The 19,717-nt window shown below is 64.6% G+C and carries 19 protein-coding genes; 10 read left to right on the forward strand and 9 right to left on the reverse strand.

The genetic code is table 11. From position 1 onward, the window contains the following. Nucleotides 1-128: 128 nt before the first annotated feature. Nucleotides 129-1,589, forward strand: a complete 1,461-nt coding sequence (locus tag CHB96_RS15565) for an NAD(P)/FAD-dependent oxidoreductase (protein WP_089247742.1) — start codon at nucleotides 129-131, stop codon at nucleotides 1,587-1,589. Here the strand turns inward: CHB96_RS15565 and CHB96_RS15570 are convergent. Beyond that, entirely contained in the window at nucleotides 1,534-2,238 is a 705-nt protein-coding gene (locus tag CHB96_RS15570; RefSeq protein WP_089247744.1) for a M50 family metallopeptidase, read from the reverse strand. The two genes, CHB96_RS15565 and CHB96_RS15570, sit on opposite strands and share 56 nt — an antisense overlap. A gap of 92 nt (nucleotides 2,239-2,330) precedes the next feature. On the opposite strand from CHB96_RS15570, the gene CHB96_RS15575 reads away from it, so the two are divergent. From CHB96_RS15575 to CHB96_RS15590, 4 genes are all read left to right on the forward strand, one after another. After that, nucleotides 2,331-3,314 (forward strand): Bug family tripartite tricarboxylate transporter substrate binding protein, encoded by a 984-nt coding sequence (locus CHB96_RS15575; RefSeq protein ID WP_089247869.1) that lies wholly within the window; start codon nucleotides 2,331-2,333, stop codon nucleotides 3,312-3,314. Nucleotides 3,315-3,384: 70 nt separating this feature from the next. Then, nucleotides 3,385-4,770: a GntP family permease gene (locus CHB96_RS15580; RefSeq protein WP_089247746.1), complete on the forward strand. Its 1,386-nt coding sequence runs from the start codon at nucleotides 3,385-3,387 to the stop codon at nucleotides 4,768-4,770. 13 nt (nucleotides 4,771-4,783) lie between these two features. After that, nucleotides 4,784-6,394 carry a sensor histidine kinase gene (locus CHB96_RS15585; RefSeq protein WP_089247871.1) on the forward strand — a complete coding sequence of 537 codons (1,611 nt, stop codon included), beginning with the start codon at nucleotides 4,784-4,786 and terminating at the stop codon, nucleotides 6,392-6,394. Then, complete coding sequence (locus CHB96_RS15590; protein WP_089247748.1) at nucleotides 6,387-7,088, forward strand: response regulator; 702 nt, start codon at nucleotides 6,387-6,389, stop codon at nucleotides 7,086-7,088. The genes CHB96_RS15585 and CHB96_RS15590 overlap by 8 nt, the downstream gene beginning before the upstream one ends. A gap of 35 nt (nucleotides 7,089-7,123) precedes the next feature. On the opposite strand, the gene CHB96_RS15595 is transcribed toward CHB96_RS15590, so the two are convergent. The 4 genes from CHB96_RS15595 to CHB96_RS29705 all read right to left on the reverse strand — a co-directional run bounded on the left by CHB96_RS15595 (nucleotide 7,124) and on the right by CHB96_RS29705 (nucleotide 11,123). Continuing rightward, nucleotides 7,124-8,071: an acyl-ACP desaturase gene (locus CHB96_RS15595; RefSeq protein ID WP_089247750.1), complete on the reverse strand. Its 948-nt coding sequence runs from the start codon at nucleotides 8,069-8,071 to the stop codon at nucleotides 7,124-7,126. A gap of 119 nt (nucleotides 8,072-8,190) precedes the next feature. Then, nucleotides 8,191-10,389: a DUF2254 domain-containing protein gene (locus CHB96_RS15600; RefSeq protein ID WP_089247752.1), complete on the reverse strand. Its 2,199-nt coding sequence runs from the start codon at nucleotides 10,387-10,389 to the stop codon at nucleotides 8,191-8,193. A gap of 65 nt (nucleotides 10,390-10,454) precedes the next feature. Then, complete coding sequence (locus CHB96_RS15605) at nucleotides 10,455-10,901, reverse strand: GtrA family protein (RefSeq protein ID WP_089247754.1); 447 nt, start codon at nucleotides 10,899-10,901, stop codon at nucleotides 10,455-10,457. 54 nt (nucleotides 10,902-10,955) lie between these two features. Then, nucleotides 10,956-11,123, reverse strand: coding sequence for a hypothetical protein (locus CHB96_RS29705; protein ID WP_176444311.1), 168 nt, complete (start codon nucleotides 11,121-11,123; stop codon nucleotides 10,956-10,958). Between the two features lie 109 nt (nucleotides 11,124-11,232). Between CHB96_RS29705 and CHB96_RS15610 the strand changes: the two genes are divergently transcribed. Beyond that, nucleotides 11,233-12,057, forward strand: a complete 825-nt coding sequence (locus CHB96_RS15610) for a mycofactocin-coupled SDR family oxidoreductase (protein ID WP_089247756.1) — start codon at nucleotides 11,233-11,235, stop codon at nucleotides 12,055-12,057. Here CHB96_RS15610 and CHB96_RS15615 read toward each other — a convergent pair. Both CHB96_RS15615 and CHB96_RS15620 read right to left on the reverse strand, forming a co-directional pair. After that, nucleotides 12,047-12,505, reverse strand: a complete 459-nt coding sequence (locus tag CHB96_RS15615; protein WP_089247758.1) for a (2Fe-2S)-binding protein — start codon at nucleotides 12,503-12,505, stop codon at nucleotides 12,047-12,049. The genes CHB96_RS15610 and CHB96_RS15615 overlap by 11 nt on opposite strands. Before the next feature lie 19 nt (nucleotides 12,506-12,524). Next, a complete protein-coding gene (locus tag CHB96_RS15620) occupies nucleotides 12,525-14,648 on the reverse strand; it encodes a molybdopterin cofactor-binding domain-containing protein (RefSeq protein ID WP_089247873.1) in 2,124 nt (707 codons plus the stop codon). A 154-nt stretch (nucleotides 14,649-14,802) separates the two neighbouring features. On the opposite strand from CHB96_RS15620, the gene CHB96_RS29400 reads away from it, so the two are divergent. Then, nucleotides 14,803-15,081 (forward strand): hypothetical protein, encoded by a 279-nt coding sequence (locus CHB96_RS29400; protein WP_141136493.1) that lies wholly within the window; start codon nucleotides 14,803-14,805, stop codon nucleotides 15,079-15,081. Here CHB96_RS29400 and CHB96_RS15630 read toward each other — a convergent pair. Next, nucleotides 15,063-15,662 carry an MSMEG_1061 family FMN-dependent PPOX-type flavoprotein gene (locus CHB96_RS15630; RefSeq protein ID WP_089247762.1) on the reverse strand — a complete coding sequence of 200 codons (600 nt, stop codon included), beginning with the start codon at nucleotides 15,660-15,662 and terminating at the stop codon, nucleotides 15,063-15,065. The two genes, CHB96_RS29400 and CHB96_RS15630, sit on opposite strands and share 19 nt — an antisense overlap. A gap of 85 nt (nucleotides 15,663-15,747) precedes the next feature. Here CHB96_RS15630 and CHB96_RS15635 point away from each other — a divergent pair, with 85 nt between their 5' ends. Further along, entirely contained in the window at nucleotides 15,748-16,707 is a 960-nt protein-coding gene (locus CHB96_RS15635; RefSeq protein WP_089247764.1) for a pirin family protein, read from the forward strand. Nucleotides 16,708-16,723: 16 nt separating this feature from the next. On the opposite strand, the gene CHB96_RS15640 is transcribed toward CHB96_RS15635, so the two are convergent. After that, nucleotides 16,724-18,097, reverse strand: a complete 1,374-nt coding sequence (locus CHB96_RS15640; protein WP_089247766.1) for a maltokinase N-terminal cap-like domain-containing protein — start codon at nucleotides 18,095-18,097, stop codon at nucleotides 16,724-16,726. A gap of 109 nt (nucleotides 18,098-18,206) precedes the next feature. Between CHB96_RS15640 and CHB96_RS15645 the strand changes: the two genes are divergently transcribed. Together CHB96_RS15645 and CHB96_RS15650 are read left to right on the forward strand one after the other, a co-directional pair. After that, nucleotides 18,207-18,968: a pirin family protein gene (locus CHB96_RS15645; protein ID WP_089247875.1), complete on the forward strand. Its 762-nt coding sequence runs from the start codon at nucleotides 18,207-18,209 to the stop codon at nucleotides 18,966-18,968. A 110-nt stretch (nucleotides 18,969-19,078) separates the two neighbouring features. Continuing rightward, nucleotides 19,079-19,705, forward strand: coding sequence for a DUF4190 domain-containing protein (locus CHB96_RS15650; RefSeq protein WP_176444312.1), 627 nt, complete (start codon nucleotides 19,079-19,081; stop codon nucleotides 19,703-19,705). The last annotated feature ends 12 nt before the right edge of the window (nucleotides 19,706-19,717 follow it).

Here is a 19,717-nt window from a genome sequence, read left to right on the forward strand (position 1 = left end):
GAATAATTCACCGAACTTGATTGTCTTAACATTCGCACATGGAGTGGTGTACTCTTCAATCACAATAGTGACACAGCACACATGACGGGTCCCACACCGACCCGTCCCGAATCCGGAAGGACACATCGATGTCTGTATCCAACACAGTCGTGTCCAACACGCCAGAACTCACCCCGGCCCTCGCCCGGCGAGTTCACCGGCATCACGTCGTCATCATCGGCTCCGGGTTCGGTGGGCTGTTCGCAGCGAAACAACTGCGCAAAGCCAACGTCGACGTCACGTTGATCGCGAAGACCACCCACCACCTGTTCCAGCCGCTGCTGTACCAGGTGGCCACCGGCATCCTCTCCGAAGGCGAAATCGCGCCCTCGACGCGCATGATCCTCAAGGACCAGCACAACGCCTCCGTCATCCTCGGTGACGTCAACTCGATCGACCTCGAGAACAAGACCGTCACCAGCCAGTTCCTCGAACGCATCACCGAAACCAGCTACGACAGCCTCATCGTCGCCGCAGGAGCCGGCCAGTCCTACTTCGGCAACGACCACTTCGCCGAATACGCCCCCGGCATGAAGACCATCGACGACGCCCTCGAGCTCCGCGGCCGCATCATCGGCGCGTTCGATCAGGCGGAACTGTCCACCGATCCCGACGAGATCGACAAGCTGCTGACGTTCGTCGTCGTCGGAGCAGGACCCACCGGCGTCGAAATGGCAGGTCAGATCGCCGAACTCGCCAACAAAACCCTCGACGGCACGTTCCGCCACATCGACTCACGCTCGGCGAAGATCATCCTGCTCGACGCCGCCCCCAAAGTTCTGCCGCCGTTCGCCGACTCCCTCGGCCAGGCCGCCGCCAAGCGCCTGACGAAGATGGGCGTCGACATCCAACTCGGCGCGATGGTCACCGACCTCGACGAGGGCGGCCTCACCGTCAAGGACAGTGACGGCACCATCCGCCGCATCGCATCCAAGACGAAGGTCTGGTCCGCAGGCGTCGCCGCCAGCCCCCTCGGCAAGACCCTCGCCGCCCAGTCCGGCGCCGAGATCGACCGCGCAGGACGAGTCATGGTCAACAAGGACCTCTCGCTCCCGGGCCACCCCGAGGTATTCGTCGTCGGCGACATGATGGCCCTCGACAAGCTCCCCGGCGTCGCGCAGGTCGCGATCCAGGGCGGACGCTACGCAGCACGCGTCATCGAAGACGGCGTCGAAGCGGTCCGCGCAGGCAAGACCGTGCCCGAGCGGGTTCCGTTCAAGTACTTCGACAAGGGCTCGATGGCGACGGTGTCCCGCTTCTCCGCTGTCGCGCAGGTCGGACCCATCAAGATCACCGGCTTCATCGCCTGGGTGATGTGGCTGCTGGTCCACCTGCTCTACATCGTCGGCTTCCGCAGCCGCCTGACCACCGTCATCTCCTGGCTGACCGCGTTCTTCTCCCGAGGCCGCGGCCAACTCGCCATCACCGAGCAACAAGTCGACGCTCGTCGGGCAATGTTCTACTTCACCGGCAACGACGCCAGTGGCGTCGATGTCACTGCACCGGCACCAGAATCCGCCACGCGCCCACTGCAAGAGAGCCGACCGTAACCAGCAGAAACAGGCCCACCCAGACGATCCCTGGTAGGAACGTCAAACGGGCCAACTGATCGGCGTCGGAGTCCCGAGCCCGTCCCGCACTGCGAGATCGTTGCAGTTCGAGGACGGGCCTCGGCGCGGCGATCAGCAGAAAGAACGTGATGAAGTACGCGGCAGCGACCTGCTGCTCACCTGTTCCCCACCACGAGACCGCGAACAGCAGCGCGCCGACCGTGACGAGCGACAGCAGCCCGTAGAGGTTGCGAATCATCAAGAGCATCAACGCGATCGAGACCACTCCGATCCACAGCACCGCGATGGCGTGCTGTGTGCCGAGCACGAGTGCGGCACCGAGCCCGAGCAACGACGGCCCGACGTATCCGGCGAACGTCATCACGATGACACCGAGTCCCGTCGGCTTGCCCTTCGAAATCGCGACACCCGACGTATCCGAGTGCAGCCGCACACCCATCAGCTGGCGGCCGGTGATCAGCGCGAAGAACAAATGCGCGCCCTCATGGGCGATCGTCACGACGTTGCGGGCAATCCGCCACGTCTGCGGTATCAGCACGATGGCAAGCGCGACCAACGCCGTGAGTTGAACAATCCACACCGGAGGGTCAGGACTCACCGCGGAAATGCGGTCCCAGAATTGCTGCACACCACACCCTACTCACGACCAGAAAGACCTTTGCGTCCATTGGTTTCCTATGGGTGACGGCGATCACGACGTGAGCCATGATGAGACTCACGATGAACATCTCCAGCCCGATGACACGACGACGCGCCCTGACATGCCTGGCAACTCTGCCGGTGGCACTGTCGGTCGGCTGCGCGAGTGGGTCGCCTGGACCGCAGGACCAGAACCTGCGCATGCTCATTCCCAACACTCCGGGCGGGGGCTACGACGTCACCGCGCGTACCGCGTCTCGCATCCTCGAGAATTTTCGGCTCAGCGGCCCCATCGAGAAGTTCAACGTGATCGGCGGTGGAGGATCGGTCGCTCTGGCGCGACTGATGCGCGAGACCGGGAACGAACATCTGCTCGCGATGGTCGGCGTCGGAGTCGTCGGCGTCGCACAGGTCGACGGTGCGCCATGGGGCCTGTCCGACGCCACGGCCCTCGCCCGTCTCGTCGACGAGCCGGAAGCTCTTGTGGTGCGGTCGAACTCACCGCTGAACTCCGTCGGCGCACTCGTCGACAGATGGCGGACCGATCCGGCGTCGGTCACCGTGGGTGCGGGTTCTGCCATCGGAGGTCCCGACCACATCTTCGCACTCGAAACGGCGCGCGCAGCGGGCATCGATCCCAGTGCACTCGACATCGTGTCGTTCGACGGTGCAGGCGATCTGCTGACGGCGGTGCTCGACGGCAGTGTCGACGTCGGTATCGCAGGAGCGGGTGAGTACGTCGAGCAGATCGCGGGCGGATCACTCCGAATCCTCGCGGTATCAGGCGATTCCGGACTCGACGCGCCGACTCTCGTGGACTCCGGAATAGACCTCGCATTCACCAACTGGCGCGGATTCGTCGCTCCGCCCGACATTCCCGAGAGCACCCGCGACAACCTCATCGACATGTTGCGACAGATGCACGACACCGACGAGTGGCACGAGGCCCTCACTCGGCACAGGTGGACCGACTCCTTCCTGACAGGGACCGATTTCGCTGAATTCCTTGCAGCAGCAGATGTTCGAATGACCGAGACGCTGACAGGACTCGGCATCACTCGATAGAGAAAGATTTCCCCTTTTTCACAGCACCGCGGGTTCTCTTCGGTGCGCTCAGAACACGGAAGGACTTCTCGTGGACGACTGGGTCCAAACCCTTTCCACACCGGCCCTGCTGTCGATCGCCGTCGTGGCCATCGTGGTACTGCTGCTGATGATCATCAAGTTCAAGCTGCACCCACTGCTTGCTCTCGTGATCGTCTCCATCGCAACGGCTTTCGCGGCACAGATCCCGATCTCGGAGATTCAGGACGTACTGATAGACGGCTTCGGGGCCACGCTCGGCGAAGTCGCTCTGCTCGTCGGACTCGGCGCGATGTTCGGCCGTCTCGCCGAGATCAGCGGTGGCGCACAAGCGTTGTCCGACGCGCTGATTCGCAAGTTCGGCGACAAACGTGCGCCGTTCGCGCTCGGCGTTGCATCACTGCTCTTCGGCTTCCCGATCTTCTTCGACGCCGCGTTCATGGTGATGCTTCCCATCATCTTCAGCGTCGCACGCAGGCTCGGCGGAAGCGTTCTTCTCTACGTATTGCCTGCTGCCGCAGCACTGTCCACAATGCACGTCTTCCTGCCGCCGCACCCGGGCGCCGTCGCGTCGACGGTTCTCCTGGGCGGTGACGTCGGCCTGACGATCCTGATCGGCATCCTCGTCGCGGTCCCCACCTGGTACATCGCCGGACACCTGTACGGCACGTTCATCGGCAAGCGAATCTACCTGCCCGTACCCGATCTGCTCAGCGGCGGGCCCCAGGTCGAGACCGTCGAAAACCCACCGAAGCCCGGCACCATCATCGCGTTGCTCATGCTCCCGTTGCTGCTCATCTTCGCGAACACCGCGGTGACCACGGCGGCGCGCACCGGCAGCATGGACGAGAACTCCCCGTGGGTGACCGTCCCGCAGGTCATCGGTTCGACCCCTGTTGCTCTGCTCATCACGGTGCTGGTCTCGACCTACGTTCTCGCGCTTCGACGTGGCCGCACAGCAGATTTCGTCGAGGATCTGCTGGACAACGCGCTCAAGCCGATCGCTCCCGTCGTGCTCATCACCGGCGCAGGCGGAATGTTCGGCGCGGTCCTGCTGGCCAGCGGCATCGGCGACGCTCTTGCCGAGACACTGCGCGACCTCGGCCTCCCACTGATCGTCTCGACGTTCATCGTCGCTGCGATCCTGCGCATCGCGCTGGGAACGGCGACCGTCGCGATCACCACGTCCGCAGGCCTGCTCGGGGCGTCGATCATGGCCGCCGGACTCAACCCGGTACAGACCGTCGCGATGATCCTCGCGCTCGCCGCAGGCTCGTCGATCTTCCCGCACGTCAACGACGCGAGCTTCTGGCTCATCGGCAAGCTGCTCGGAATGGACGTCCCGACGACGTTCAAGACATGGAGTGTCATCAAGACCCTGATCTCGATCGTCGGATTCGGGCTGTCCTGCGTCGTGTACGTACTCGCATCGGTATGACGCGGCCGCAATGATGAACAGCATGACGCGACGGCGAAAGAGGGTTCGGAGCCTGGCCCACCAGGTCCTGCTCCTGCAATTGGTCGTCGTCGCGGTCGTGCTCGTCGCGGTTGCGGGCGTCTCGGTGCATCAGACGAGTTCCGAGTTCCGCGACAGTCAAGGCGCCCGCATGATCGCGGTCGCCGAGAATCTTGCGTCGACGCCCGTCGTTCGCGAGCAGATCGATACACCCGAATCCGACCGTGTGCTCGCTCCCGAGGTCGGGCGTGCGGTCGACCTGTCCGGCGCCACCGTCGCCGACGTCGTGAATGCGGCAGGCACGATCGCCTCCTCCTCGGTCCCCGATCGGAACGGGCAACCTGGCGAGCTCGGCGACAGCCTGGCACCCGACGGCAGAGCCTGGACCGGCGACGCCGTCGTCGACGGACACAGTTCCATCACCGGGCACGTCCCCGTACTGTCGGCGAGCGGGGACGTGCTGGGAGTCGTCGCCGTCAGCACGTCGTACCCGTCGACGTGGGAGCTCGTCGTCGCTGCAGGGCCTCCTCTGCTGCTGTATCTCGGCATCGGCGCGGGGCTCGGCCTCGTCGGGTCCGTACTGTTGTCGCGACGAATCAAGACGCACACGCGCGGCCTGGAAATCGAGGAGATCGCCAACCTCGCAGATCATCGAGAAGCATTGCTGCACAGCATCGGCGAAGGTGTAGTCGCCGTGAATCCCGACGGAATCGTCACCGTGCTCAACGACTCCGCCGCCGAACTCCTCGGCGTACGCGACGCGGTGGGCCGTGGAGTCGACGATCTCGCACTCGAACCGGCGGTACGCGACTATCTGGTGGATCCACGCGGCAGCGGTGACTCCGTACTCACCACTGCAACAAGGGTTCTGGTGCTCAGCCGACGCGCCGCATCGAGCAAGGGCAGGCGCATCGGAACGGTCACCACGATGCGGGACAGCACGGAGTTGGCGAGGATGCAGAGCCAGCTGTCGTCGCACCGGTCCGTCACCGACACCCTGCGCGCCCAGACACACGAATTCGCGAACCAGCTGCACACGATCTCGGGGCTCAATCAGCTGGGGGATCACCAGGCGGTCACCGATTTCGTCGGCACGCTGACGCGTCGTCGCGCCGAGATCAACGACTCGGTGACACAGCACATTTCGGATCCCGCCGTCGCCGCACTGTTGATCGCCAAGACGTCACTCGCGGCCGAGACGGGCGTCGCGCTGGAGCTCGATCCGTCGTCGCACCTACGATCTCTCGATCCCGAACTGGCGACGGACATCATCACCGTCCTCGGCAACCTGATCGACAACGCCGTCGACGCCTCCAGCGGACGTCCCGACGCGCGCACCGTGGTGACCATCGACGACAGCGACGGCATCGAGGTACGCGTCGCCGATTCGGGCCCTGGCGTGCCCGCCACCATGCGCGACGAGGTGTTCGCACGCGGCGTGACGTCGAAATCGCACACCCCGGGCGGTCGCGGCATCGGGCTCGCACTCGTGCGCATCGTCAGCACTCAGCACGGCGGCACCGCGACGGTGTCCGACGCATCCGAGACCGGCGGTGCCCTGTTCACCGTTCACATCCCCGCCGATAGAATCGACCGCAATGGTTGAGCGCGAGTACGACGTCCTCGTGGTCGACGACGACTTCATGGTCGCCGAGGTACATCGCCGATTCGTCGATGCCACACCCGGTTTCCGGGTCAGCCGCGTCGTCCATTCTGCTGCGGATGCGCTTGCGGCCGTGCGTGATTCGACGCCCGACCTCGTACTCCTCGATGTGTACCTACCAGACCGATCCGGCCTCGACGCCCTGCAGCAGTTGCGGGGCGAGGGCAGCTCGGTCGCCGTCATCGTCGTCACCGCGGCCCGCGAACTCGACACCGTGAGTCGGGCTCTGCACGGCGGTGCGTCGGACTATCTCGTGAAGCCCTTCGAATATCCTCAACTGGTCGAGAAACTCGACAATTTTCGACGCCGAGCGCGCGCCCTCGCCGACTCCGGCACCGTCGATCAGTCGCTCATCGATTCACTGTTCGGCGCAGCGCTTCCCAAGGTCCAGCTCCCCAAGGGGCTGAGTCCCGTGACGGGCCGACTGATTCTCGAAACCGTACAGTCGTCGGGTGAGGTCTCGGCCAGCGAGTGCGCCGAGTCGGCGGGATTGTCTCGCGTCAGCGTGCGGCGGTACCTCGAGCACTACGCGTCGACGGGTGTGCTCGAGGTGCGTCTGGAATACGGCCGCGCGGGGCGGCCGGTGCATCGGTACAGACTGAAGGCGGCTCCGCCGCACGTGCACGAAAATACATAGCGGGCTATGTATTTTCGTGCACATGGGCGAAGCCCCTACGACGCTTTTCGCGCGGCGTCCCGTGCCAGTGACCGATCCCGCATCTCCTCGAACTTGGTGGCCTGACGCTCGAGGTCCTCGAGGAAAACGGCGAGCTCTTCGCGCTTGTTCTCGCCGCGGCCGGTGAAGTCCTCGCGCTCGAAAATCTTCCACTTGCGCAGCACGGGCCACACGACCTCTTCGAGGTGCTGACGCAGGTCGTAGATTCCGTGCTTGGCCATGAGCACGCCGTTGCGTCGGAAGTTCGGCATCCCGGCGCCGGGCATCTGGAAGTTCATGACGATGTCGCCCACCGCATCGAGAGTCTGATCCGGTGCGATGTCCATCGCGGCGCCACAGATGTTGCGGTAGAACATCATGTGCAGGTTCTCGTCGGCGGCGATGCGTTGCAGCATGCGGTCCGCGATCGGGTCGTCGCACACCTTGCCGGTGTTGCGGTGCGAGACACGCGTCGCGAGTTCCTGGAACGTCACGTACGACACCGAATGCAACAGCCCGGTGTGCGATCCGGCGGGAGAGGCGAACCCGTTGGTCATGTGGATCATGCGGGCTTCTTCGAGTGCGACGGGATCGACGCCGCGGGTCACGACCAAGTAGTCGCGCATGACGATGCCGTGGCGATTCTCCTCGGCGGTCCAGCGGCCGACCCACGTGCCCCAGGCGCCGTCCTGCGAGAAGTTCTCGGCGATCTCACGGTGGTAGGACGGCAGGTTGTCCTCGGTGAGCAGGTTGGTGATCATCGCGGCCTTGGCGACCTCGGACAGTTGACTCTGCTCCGGGTCGTAGTCCACACCGCCCAACGCGGCGAAGTTACGACCTTCGTCCCACGGCACGTAGTCGTGCGGATGCCACTCCCGCGCCATGGACAAGTGACGGTTCACGTTGTCCTCTGCGACGGGGACGAGCTCACGCAGCAACTCCAGTTGTGTCAGTTCCCTGACCATGGACATGCCTCCTCTGATCGATTACCTACGAGAGCGTAGGTGCGTTCGACCGGTCGAAACCGCAGGCCGATGGAAGTCTGTTAGAAGTCGGAAGCGCACCGGGTCGAACTTGGGCCTGCTCACAGGTTCTTGTGGCGGGGTCCGACGACGAGCGGAAGAATCCTGCCCGACGACCCACGCTCGGACCCGAGCCCCTGTGGATCCGCGACGCTCGCGAGGCCTGCGTCGAGATCGTTCTTCCACTCGTGCGCGACCTGCGCGTCGAGGGCGTCGATTCGAGCGAGCAACGGCGGATGCTGATCGGGCGGGCACGACGCGAGCAACGTGACGAACAGCGAGCGCAGCCGTCGCTGCACCTGACTCGAATTGGTGCTGAAGTGCCGGATCTCGTCGGTCGCGATGGTGACGTAATCGGCCCAGCTGCGACGCGTACCGCGTATACGAGTGGGTGCCGACTCGTCGGACTCGGACCGAACACGCGGCGCGATCGTCATCAACAGATCTTCCAGATGATCGATCGCCTGCACGGCACGCCCTGGATCATTGATCGCAGGCGAGAGAGCTTTCAACGCGATGTCGACGATCGCCTGCAGCGCAGCCGCGGGACTGACTGTCGGACTGTGTGTATCACCGAACACCAGGCACGCCATGAGCTGATGGGGCCGCACCCGCAGCTGCGGGCCGTCGATCACGAACAGCACCGCATCCTGCGCGACGAACTCCCCGATCGACGGCATCAACTCCACCGAGACTCCCCACTTGTCGGCGAGTCGCTCGATTCGAATCAGATTGACAGCGAGGAGGATTCGCCCTTCGGGTGACAGTTGCTTCAGGCGTACCGTCGTGCGGCCGGTCGGTTCGTCGGGAGGAAGGACGTACACGGGTGCAGGTGTTGGCGCCTCGTCCGACGCAGTCGACACCGACGGATACAGTCGGACGATCGACGTTCTGCCTTGCCCCGCAATCCATCTGAGCAGACGTGCGGAGTTCAACACGACGCCGACACGTGCAACGAGAGCGATGAAGAGGAACGCGCTGACGAAGGACAGCAGCACCGCAATCGACGTCGACAACACCGGCGCCGTCCATTCCCCCGACAACGCCAGATCGGCGGCGATGATGAGCGAGAACACGAACGTGGACAGGAACATTCCGATGGACCACCGCATCACGGCTTCCTGCTGCAACATCGGAACGACGCGCACCGAGATCTGCGACGCGCCGAACTGCATCGCGAGTGTGATCGCAGTGAACACCAGACCCGTCAGCGTGATCATGCCACCGGCGATGACGCTGAGCAGCGTGGCCGTCGCACCGATGTCGAGCTCGCCTTCGATCGTGACGGCACCACCGGTCCCGGCCTCGTCGTCGAGAGCGACGAAGACGAACGCCAGCACGATCGACATCGTCACGAGAAGGGCGGGCAGGCGCCATACGGGAGTCCGTTTCAGCCGCCGCCGCGTGCGACTCCACCGAACACCAGCCACCCATCGGTTGGGCAGCTTGCGGGACGGCAGAACCACTGGCGTTTCGGCACTCTCGGGTGTCCTCTCGATCGGAACCCCGAACCGACCGGAGAGAGCTTCCTGCGCAACGATTTTCGCGCGGACGACCGGTTCACGAAAACGCTTCTCACGATTGAAGGCTCGCGTCTGTTTCACCGGCTTGTCGGCGTACCTCCACCGTGCCCACGGCGACGACGGTCTGGCGATGCGAATCGCTCCGACGACGAGTAACGGCACGAAGAACATGCCGACCAGCCCGGTCCACAGTTTCCCCTTCAGCAACGTGATCGCGGCCAGCACGAGTTGCGAGAAGATCCCTGCGAGCACCAGACCGAGTGTCAGCAGCGAGCGATCCTGCTGGTAAGCCTCGAAGTCTCCGGTGAAGCCGACCGGGTGGATTCCGAGCAGAAACAGAGCCGAGATCGCGAAGGCGACGAAGACCGCATCGATCGACGATCGCCCTTCCTCGGCCCAATAGACGTCGCGCAGATGCAGAATCAACGCGAACTCGTCGAGCATCAACGCACTGCCGACCCCGAACACACTCGCCAGGATGCAATTGACGACCGGCGTGTGGTAATTCGCGAGGGCGACGAGCGTGAACCCCGAGATCAAGACCATCACGAGTCCGAACATGACGTGGTGGATGTGCATCCCGCCGGGCGTGACGTTGCCCGGCCACCAGGACACTTCCGCGCGGATCATGCGGACGCTGAACCGGATGAACAGAAATGCAAGCAGAAACGACACGAGCAGGAAGAACAGCGGAAGGCGGCCGGTGTCCACGACCGCTTCGGTGAACCATTTCCCCATCACAGGCCTCTCGCTCATCCTTCATCGAGCGAGGTCAGCCTATCGCCGGGGCACCGGGACGTGCGTCAGAATACCCAACCGCGCAATGCGAGGAATCTCAGCGCGCCTGTCGCTGCGCTGACGCCGATGACGACCAGAATCTGCACGACGGCCGATGCGCCGGGAAAGAGAATGTGGACGGCTGCGAGTGCGGCCGTGCCGAGCGCGAGGCCGATGAGCGCGAGGCCGCCTGCTTCCCACTGGGCCTGGAACCAACCGACACGCTCGGCAGCGTGGAAAGTGTGACGCCGGTGCAGCTCGTTGGCGAGGACGGTACTGGCCGCGATGCCTGCGATGTTCGCGACGAAGGACCCAAGAGCTGCCAGGACGACGAACACGATGGCGTAGAGGATGTTGCTCGTCGCTCCGACGAAGACGAAGCGAGCGAATTGCGCAACGGCGGACTCACCTCGCAGACGCGCCTTCAACCTCGGACCACATGCTTCGATCCGTGTGTCCGTGGCATCGCTCACGAATCCATACAACCGCAGAACCCGGCAGATCGGTCCCCGCTATGAGCTATGTCTCTACGACGAGCGCTCGTTCTCCAGCTTCTTACGAGAGCGACGAGTCAGATCGAAGTTCATGACGTCGGGCTTGACCGATGCGATGAACAGCATCGTGCATCCGAAGACGACGAGCACGATCGTGAGTACAACTACGACAAGTCCGATGAACGCGCCGATACTTTCCATTACTGCCTACCTCCCGTGTCGCCCCTTACCGTACTGGGCTGCCGAAGTTCGAGTCGAACGCACCCCGAATCGGACATCACGCAGGCCCCGATCGTTGTAGCGTCCGACCATGACTGGGCGGTTCGAGAACAGGCGGTTCGAGAACAAGGTCGCGTTCATCACCGGTGCGGCTCGCGGCCAAGGAAGGGCCGAGGCAGTCCGGCTGGCATCGGAAGGCGCCGACATCATCGCCGTCGACGTCTGTACCGATTTCGCGTCGACGAGCTATCCCGGCTCCACCCCAGCCGACCTCGCCGAGACGGTCGCGGCAGTCGAAGCACTCGACCGCCGCGTCGTCGCGACGCAGACCGACGTCCGGGACTTCGACGCGTTGTCCGACGCCCTGGCCGACGGCGTCGCACAGCTCGGGCGGCTCGATGTCGTCGTCGCGAACGCGGGCATCTGTTCGGCATCGATGTCGTGGACGATCACGCCGGAGCAGTGGAAGGAGACGCTCGACGTCAATCTCACCGGCACGTTCCACACCGCGAAGGCGGCGATCCCGATTCTGCTCGAACAGGGAACCGGAGGGTCGATCGTGCTGACGAGTTCCGTCGCCGGGTTACGAGGCCTTCCCTTCCTCGCTCACTACGCGGCATCGAAACACGGCATCGTCGGACTGTGCCGGTCGATGGCCAACGAGCTCGGCCAGTACGGCATACGCGTCAACACCGTTCATCCGCACGGTGTCGAGACCGGAATGCAGCCCGCCGACATGATGGAGTTGCTGAGCGAACACGGTGCTGCGCTCGGTCCCATCTTCATGGGGTCTCTGCCCGACACGATCAGTCAGCCCGAGGACATCGCCGCGGCCGTCGCATGGTTGGCGTCCGACGAAGCACGGCATGTGACGGGCATTCAGTTGCCGGTGGACCTGGGCACGCTCACTCGGTAGCGCGCAACTCCGCGGCTCTGGCGATCGCGCGTCGGATACGGAAGTACGTGCCGCATCGGCAGACGTTCTCGATGCGGTCGATGTCCTCGTCGGTCGGTTCGGCTGTGCGTTCCAGAAGTGCGGCGGCGGCCATGATCTGGCCGGGTTGGCAGTACCCGCATTGGGCGACGTCCTCGTCCAGCCACGCCTGTTGGACCGGATGCAGGGTGTCGCCGTCGGCGAGTCCTTCGATGGTGGTGACGTCGCGACCTTCGACGTCCGAGACGGGCGTGATGCACGGCAGCACCTCCTCGCCGTCGAGGTGACTGGTGCACGCGTGACACACCCCGATGCCGCATCCGTATTTGGGCCCGCGCACACCGAGCTTGTCGCGGAGCACCCATAGCAGCGACAGGTCGTCGGGTGCATCGACCGCGACCGGGCGTCCGTTCACCGTGAACTCGTGCATGTGTCGTCCTTCGCTCGGATCATCGGGGAAACGGTTCGAAGTCGACGTCGAAGCGAATCGGGAACGACGACACCGGATCGCCCGTCGCGCGGGCGTATGCGTTGGCGACGGCTCCGACGGCGGCGGGCACACCCAGTTCGCCTGCGCCCCCTGGCTCCTCGGCGCCGTCGATCACGATCACCTGCACGTCGAGAGGCGAATCCCGTTGCCGTGCATAGTGGAACTGCGAGTAGCTACCTTCCAACGGTAGGCCCTTGTCGATGTGCACGCCCGCCGACAGTGTCGTGGAGATGGCGTCCGTCAGGCCGCCGAGCATCTGCGCCTTCAGTCCCGACGGATTGATCGCCTGACCGACGTCCACTGCGACGACGGCGCGCCTCACGCGCGGGTGCGACGGATCGGTGACATCGATGTCCACGACGCATGCCGTCGAGGATCGATACTCGGCGTGGAACCCGACTCCCTGCGCCCAGCCGTCGGGCATGGCTTTGCCCCAACCACTTTCGCGAGCTGCGGCTTCGAGGACAGCGCGGTGCCTCGCGTCGGCCAGATGCGTACGACGCAACTCGACCGGGTCCACGCCGAGCGCGATGGCGATGCGATCGACGACGATCTCCGCGGCGCCGCGACTGTTGGCCGAATAGACCGAGCGCCAACTCCCGGTGTGCATCGGCAGATCCACCTCGACGAGACTTTCGAGAACGTCACCGAACTCGTACGGATTGGCGACGGTGCGCGCGAACACGGATCGGCCCGACCCACCGGAACTCACCGATGCCGTGAGCATTTCACCGAGACCGTGCCCGAAGTCGGTGGTCACCGCAGCCAGTCGATGTTCGAACGACACAACGGAATTCGCCTGTATCCCGACCCGAAAACGATGGTGCGACGCCGGCCTGACGCGGCCGTGCCTCATGTCGTCGACCCGCGTCCACATCAGTCGCACGGGACGCCCCATCGCCCGGGAAACGCGAGCGGCTTCCATCGGCGCGTCGAAGAAGAGTCTGCGACCGAACGATCCACCGCCGTTGACGACGTGCACCACGACGGCACTCGCGGGCAGACCGAGCATCCGAGCGATGGCCTGTTTCGCGACGATCGGGGTCTGCATCGACGCCCATATCTCGGCGCGATCCGAACGCACATCTGCAACAGCGGAATTGGTCTCCATCGCGGCGTGCGGCACGAAGGCGAAATCGAACTCCGCGTTCAGATCCCCGGTCGTCGTGAACGGTTGCACTGCGTCGGCCAGACGTGCACGGATACTGTCGTCGTTCTCCGATTCCAGTGCACCCGAATGCCATTCGACGACGGCAGCATTCGCGGCGTCGATGGCCTGACCGAACGTCTCGGCCATGACAGCGACGCCCGTCGGGATCACCGCGACGTCGAGCACGCCTGCCATGTCCCGGAGGGCGCCCTCGTCGACCGAGATCACCGAGCCTCCGATCGTCGGCGGCCGACGCACGACGACGGGATGTGCATCCGGGACGTCGAGATCCATCGCGTACTGCGTTCTGCCGGTGACGATGTCGCGCGCGTCGGTTCGGTGCGGCGAGGTACCGATGACGGTCTGTGCGCCAACAGATTTGGGCTGCGACGGCAGGGTTGCCAGCAGTGGGTTCGCGGCGTCGCGGGCGACGTTACCGATGCCCATCGTTCGTCCGTCGGCGCAGGTGATGACGCCGTCGGCGATCGAAATCGCTGCCGGTAGGACCAGCCAGCGGGCCGCAGCGGCGGCGACGATTCGCGCCCGTACCGCTGCCGCCGTCGAGCGCACCGGCCAGTACAACGACCGAATCGAGTTGGAACTGCCGGTGAGTTGACCGAACAGCAGCTCAGGACGGGCGTCGGCCAGCGTGGTCTCGACCGCACCCAGGGGAACGTCCAACTCTTCGGCGACGAGCATGGCCACCGACGTCGTCAGACCCTGACCGACTTCGGCACGCGGCAGTACCAGGCCCACCGTGCCGTCCGGCCGGACATCGACGACGGCCAGCAGATGCTCGGTCGGCCGACCCGCCTCGATCAACACCTCGCCCAGATCCATCGCAGGCGCCGCCTCGGCAGTGCTGGTCGCCGCCATCGTCAGGGTCGGCGCCAACAGAAGCGTCGTCAGGAACGACCGGCGGCTCACCTGCATGCCGCTCACTGTAGAGGATTCCTCGGTCCGGGATACCCCTGCTCACGACCCCGAGTTCGACGACGGGGAAATGGGGGACAGCCCCGATGGTGCCTGGGCCTCGATCGCGACACGATCGATACACACCGAATCGATCCCTACACAAGGAGTAACCATGTCCCGCACCCTTTTTCGTACCCTTGCGACGGCCGCGGCGATCGGCGTGATCGGAATCGGCAGCGCCGCAGCGGCTTCTGCGGACACCGTCGTGAAGCCAGGAACGGAAGAAGGCGCCTACTGCAGCGTCGCGCACGACGACGGCACCGTGAGCCATTTCCAGACTCCCGCCCAATGCCTGCAGGCCCAGGTCGCGATCAACATCGCAGAACGCAAGGCCGCGGCGGAGGAAGCGCGTCAGGAACGCGCGGATGCCCGTCAGGCAGAGAGGAATTGACGGGTTTCTTTCAACTCGACTGTCATGTCCCGAGATGTGGGCACCGAATCCTGATCGACCCACTGCTCGCTGTCCCACAGTCCCGACCGCTGGAAAGCTCGGGGACAGTGAGCGAAGATCTCGTCGATCTCGACGACGAGGGCAAGCTTCGGTCGCGCCTCCGAGCCCTCGAGCAGATCGAGAATTTCCGGAGACGTCGACAGCGTCGCCCGACCGTTGACGCGGACCGTGTGCGAGACACCCGGCACGACGAACAGCAGACCCACGTGTGGATTCTCGAGCACGTTGCGGAAGTTGTCGACGCGCCGGTTACCCGGCCGATCCACGACGGCGATCGTTCGGTCGTCGAGATGAAGGACGGCGCCCTTCGCCTCGCCGCGCGGACTGACGTCGCACGCTCCCGATCCGTCGGACGTCGCGAGCAGCATGAAACGGGCCTCGTCGAGGTAGGCACGCACCGCGGGGGTGACCGCGCGGCCGACCTTCGTGACCACCAGCTCGGACGGCTCGCCGACGATGTTCTCCAACTCCGAGACCGAAGAAATCACGTGGGCGAAGGCGGCATCACGAAGCGTCGTCATACGCCCAACCCTAATCCGGGAATACGTGCGCGAAGATTCGGTTACACGTGGCATAGTTGAAGCGTCAACCAACCGAGGAGTCCCGATGCCCGCTGTGACAGTCGACAACATCCTTGCCCTCCCCCGAATCCCGCTGCCCGACGCCACCGCGACCCCGCGGCCGGTCAAGTCCGTCACCACGGCACCTACCGGGTACGAGGGTGAAGGATTCCCGGTTCGTCGTGCCTTCGCAGGCATCGACCTGCCCGCACTCGACCCCTTCATCCACATGGACCAGATGGGTGAGGTGAACTACGCACCGGGCGAGCCGAAGGGCACCCCGTGGCACCCCCACCGTGGATTCGAGACCGTCACCTACATGATCGACGGAATCATGGAGCACCAGGATTCGCACGGCGGCGGCGGAATCATCGGCGGCGGTGACACCCAGTGGATGACGGCAGGCGCGGGAATTCTGCACATCGAGGCCCCGCCGGAGCACCTCGTGCAGTCCGGTGGACTGTTCCACGGCGTGCAGCTGTGGGTGAACCTGCCGCGCGACAACAAACTGGCGACGCCGCGCTACCAGGACATCACGGGTAACAAGGTGGCTCTGCTGTCGACCGACGACGGCGGTGCACTCGTGCGCGTCATCGCGGGTGAGGTCGCAGGCCATCAGGGTCCGGGGTCGACGTACACCCCGATTGCGCTCACCCACGCGACTGTCGCACCCGGCGCATCGGTGTCGCTGCCGTGGAACCGCGACTTCAACGCCCTCGTCTACGTTCTCGCAGGCGAAGGGACCGTCGGGGCGGACAAGCGTCCGATCCGCATGGGCCAGACCGCGCTGTTCGGCCGCGGCGACACCATCGAGTTCTCCGCGTCGGACGCGCAGGATTCACGGTCGGAGACGCTCGAGGTGTTCGTGCTCGGCGGCAAGCCGATTCGCGAACCCGTCGCGATGGCAGGTCCGTTCGTCATGAACACCAAGGCCGAGGTCGTCGAGGCGTTCGAGGACTACCAGGCGGGTCGATTCGGTGTGGCTGTGCCACCCGTGCACGGGTAGTGACAACGGGGTGTAACTACGCACGCACGGGTGGCGCCAGCCGCCCGACGGCGCGCATCGGCAGATCCAACCAGGTCGGCCGATTGCGCGCCTCGTACACCGCCTCGTAGACGGCCTTGTCCAGCTCGTAAGCACCGAGCAGGGTCGCGTGGTCTCGCGGGTCGTGCCCGGCTACCTCGGCGTACCCGTCGCAGAATGCCTCCGAGTTGCGCGCAGCCCACGCCGACGCACGGGCATACGTCTCGTCGGTCGCGTCGGCGTCGCCGAGGAGCAGGTGGTGAGCGGCGTAGTCGAACGACCGCAGCATGCCCGCCACGTCGCGCAGCGGACTGTCCATCCGCCGTCGCTCGTCGAGGGATTTCGCCGGCTCACCCTCGAAGTCGATGAGCAACCACGTCGACGGTGTTCGCAACACCTGGCCGAGGTGGAGGTCTCCGTGAATGCGCTGCATCGAGGTGGGTCCGCTCGCCTCGGCTCGCGCGATCAGTTCGCGCGCCGCAGGGAGATGTTCGGCCAGCTCGGGAACCACAGCCACCGCGCCTTCGACGCGTCCGAGAATGTCGGCGACGGTCGACGACGCGTCGCGCTCGTCGGTTCCGAGCTCCCGTGCCAGGTCGGCATGAACATGCGCGACGGCTGCTCCCAGCTCCCGCGCTTCGGGCGCGAAGTCCGAGTCCATCTCCTCCGGGACACGGTCGCCGGCGAGAAGATCACGGACGCTGGCGAGGGCCGTCGTCCACCCTTCGTCGGAGTCGGCGGCGAAATCCTGAGCCATCCCGAGCATCGACAGTTCACCGTCGGAGCCCGTCTCGATCCACGCCCGCAGCGGTGCGACGTAGGTACAGTCGGCTTTCGCAAGCGCTCGATGCAGCTCGATGTCGGGATTGATTCCCGTGGAGATCCGACGAAACAGCTTGAGCAGCAATACTTCACCGAGTATCACCGACGTGTTCGACTGCTCGGCGCCGAGAACTCGACCCACCATCCCGATATCGATGCCTGCGCCGGGGACGGTGCGGAAGTCGATGGGGCCGATCGATCCGGCCGACGCCAGCGCATCGGAGTACAGGGCGATGATCTCGGCGTCGCGCAGACCGTCGTAGACGAATTGCCCTGTCGAGAGCGGGAGTGACCACGCCATCAGGTCCTCCGCTGGGGCGTCGCGAAATCCCAGCGGAACCTGGTATTGCTGCACGTCGCCACCGACCGATTCGACGTCGACCAGCAGGTGTTCGACGCGCACTCCTGGCCGTGAACCGAGATCGACCCTGGCCACGATGTTCAACGACGCGATCGCTGCGCCCTTGGCCGCGAACCATCGTTGCTGAGGTAGCCAGGACAGCAGGGCTTGTTCGAGCGCTTCGGTATCGACATTCGCCTTGTCGGTCATAGGTGTGTTTCTACCCGGTGGCCGGGTTTCACACACCCGGGCGCAGTCGTCGCGCGAAAGTTATACGGACCGTGCTGTGCTCCGTGCGGGCTACTCGTACAGTGGTGCCATGCCCCCTCCAATTCCGCACATCGATGTCCATCGGGCGGGCGATCGTCTGAAAACCCGTGTGGCGTGGCTCGACTCGAAGCATTCGTTCTCGTTCGGACAGCATTACGATCCGGACAACACCCATCACGGCCTGCTCCTCGTCAACAACGACGACATCGTCTCTCCCGGAAAGGGTTTCGACACCCATCCGCATCGCGACATGGAAATCGTGACGTGGGTCATGAAGGGCTCGCTGGTGCACCAGGATTCGATCGGGCATTCGGGGGTCATCTACCCCGGCCTCGCGCAACGGATGAGCGCAGGCAAGGGCATCATGCATTCGGAGAAGAACGACTCGTGGCGCATGACAGGCGAAACGCACCAGGAGCCCGTCCGTTTCGTCCAGATGTGGGTCGTACCGGATGAGCCGGGGATCACCCCCGGCTACGAGCAGCTCGAGATCGACGACGAATTGCTGCGTGGCGGACTGATTCCCGTCGCGTCGGGAATGAAGAAACATGCGGGACAGTCGGCGATCTCGATCTCGCAGAAGGCTGCGGCGCTGCACGCTGCCCGGTTGCAACCGGGCCGTCCGGTCACCATCCCGGAAGCACCCTTTCTCCATGTTTTCGTCGCATCGGGGACGGTGCAGATGGAAGGTGTAGGAGAACTGTACGAGGGTGACGCCGTCAGGCTGAGTTCTTCTGGTGGACAACGCATTCACGCGTCCGAGCCGGCCGAGGTACTGGTGTGGGAGATGCATTCACGTCTCGGAGGCTGAGCTCGCGGTGTGAACAAGTTGATCACGGTGTCACGGAAAGCCCCGATGCAGAGCTACGCAGCGGCCTACACTTCGCTGCACTAGCCCCGCACGCATCGGAGGTAGTCGCCATGTCGGATCAGCCGCCGCAGGAACGGCCGCCCTCGGACGAGCCACAGGACCCACCGCCGCGAGAAAACCAGGGGAACAAACCTCCGGCGGGTTATCCACAGGGCGGCGGTCATCCACAACCCGGATATCCGCACGGCAGTTATCCACAGGGCGGGTATCCGCCTCCGGGCGGCTATCAACCCCAGGGTGGCTATCAACCCCAGGGCGGCTATCCACAGCAGGGCGGCTACCCGCCGGACCAGCGGGCGTCGTCGCAGAACGTCGTCGGGATCATCGCGATCGTCGTCGCCATCTTGGCGTTCGTGACCAGCTGGACCATCGTCGGTGGCATCATCCTGGGCTTGCTTGCCGTCGTTCTCGGGTTCGTCGGCCGGTCCAGATACAAGAACGGCACGGCGACCAACGGGACGATGTCACTCATCGCGATCATTCTCGGATTCATCGCGGCGATACTGTCGATCGTGCTCGTCGCCGTCGGGATAGGCATCTTCGCCAGCTCCGGCGGCGAGGACTTCGCCGACTGCATCAGCAAGGCCGGGAACAATCAGCGTGCACAAGAGCAGTGCCGCGACCAGTTCCAACGTGATCTGGAGAACCGCTTCTCGATCACGATCCGACCGACCTGACGTCGCGGCAAC

The organism is Rhodococcoides kyotonense, assembly GCF_900188125.1.
In the GTDB taxonomy this organism is placed as follows: Bacteria; Actinomycetota; Actinomycetes; order Mycobacteriales; family Mycobacteriaceae; genus Rhodococcoides; species Rhodococcoides kyotonense.

What these genes read in the sequence shown, in the direction of transcription:
- CHB96_RS15640 (WP_089247766.1), bottom strand. Translation starts at nt 18,097, where the DNA reads ATGACCGACAAGGCGAATGTCGATACCGAAGCGCTCGAACAAGCCCTG.
- CHB96_RS15615 (WP_089247758.1), bottom strand. Translation starts at nt 12,505, where the DNA reads ATGCACGAGTTCACGGTGAACGGACGCCCGGTCGCGGTCGATGCACCC.
- CHB96_RS15645 (WP_089247875.1), top strand. Translation starts at nt 18,207, where the DNA reads ATGCCCCCTCCAATTCCGCACATCGATGTCCATCGGGCGGGCGATCGT.
- CHB96_RS15610 (WP_089247756.1), top strand. Translation starts at nt 11,233, where the DNA reads ATGACTGGGCGGTTCGAGAACAGGCGGTTCGAGAACAAGGTCGCGTTC.
- CHB96_RS29705 (WP_176444311.1), bottom strand. Translation starts at nt 11,123, where the DNA reads ATGGAAAGTATCGGCGCGTTCATCGGACTTGTCGTAGTTGTACTCACG.
- CHB96_RS15635 (WP_089247764.1), top strand. Translation starts at nt 15,748, where the DNA reads ATGCCCGCTGTGACAGTCGACAACATCCTTGCCCTCCCCCGAATCCCG.
- CHB96_RS15630 (WP_089247762.1), bottom strand. Translation starts at nt 15,662, where the DNA reads ATGACGACGCTTCGTGATGCCGCCTTCGCCCACGTGATTTCTTCGGTC.
- CHB96_RS15590 (WP_089247748.1), top strand. Translation starts at nt 6,387, where the DNA reads ATGGTTGAGCGCGAGTACGACGTCCTCGTGGTCGACGACGACTTCATG.
- CHB96_RS15595 (WP_089247750.1), bottom strand. Translation starts at nt 8,071, where the DNA reads ATGGTCAGGGAACTGACACAACTGGAGTTGCTGCGTGAGCTCGTCCCC.
- CHB96_RS29400 (WP_141136493.1), top strand. Translation starts at nt 14,803, where the DNA reads ATGTCCCGCACCCTTTTTCGTACCCTTGCGACGGCCGCGGCGATCGGC.
- CHB96_RS15585 (WP_089247871.1), top strand. Translation starts at nt 4,784, where the DNA reads ATGAACAGCATGACGCGACGGCGAAAGAGGGTTCGGAGCCTGGCCCAC.
- CHB96_RS15565 (WP_089247742.1), top strand. Translation starts at nt 129, where the DNA reads ATGTCTGTATCCAACACAGTCGTGTCCAACACGCCAGAACTCACCCCG.
- CHB96_RS15620 (WP_089247873.1), bottom strand. Translation starts at nt 14,648, where the DNA reads ATGCAGGTGAGCCGCCGGTCGTTCCTGACGACGCTTCTGTTGGCGCCG.
- CHB96_RS15650 (WP_176444312.1), top strand. Translation starts at nt 19,079, where the DNA reads ATGTCGGATCAGCCGCCGCAGGAACGGCCGCCCTCGGACGAGCCACAG.
- CHB96_RS15575 (WP_089247869.1), top strand. Translation starts at nt 2,331, where the DNA reads ATGAACATCTCCAGCCCGATGACACGACGACGCGCCCTGACATGCCTG.
- CHB96_RS15600 (WP_089247752.1), bottom strand. Translation starts at nt 10,389, where the DNA reads ATGGGGAAATGGTTCACCGAAGCGGTCGTGGACACCGGCCGCCTTCCG.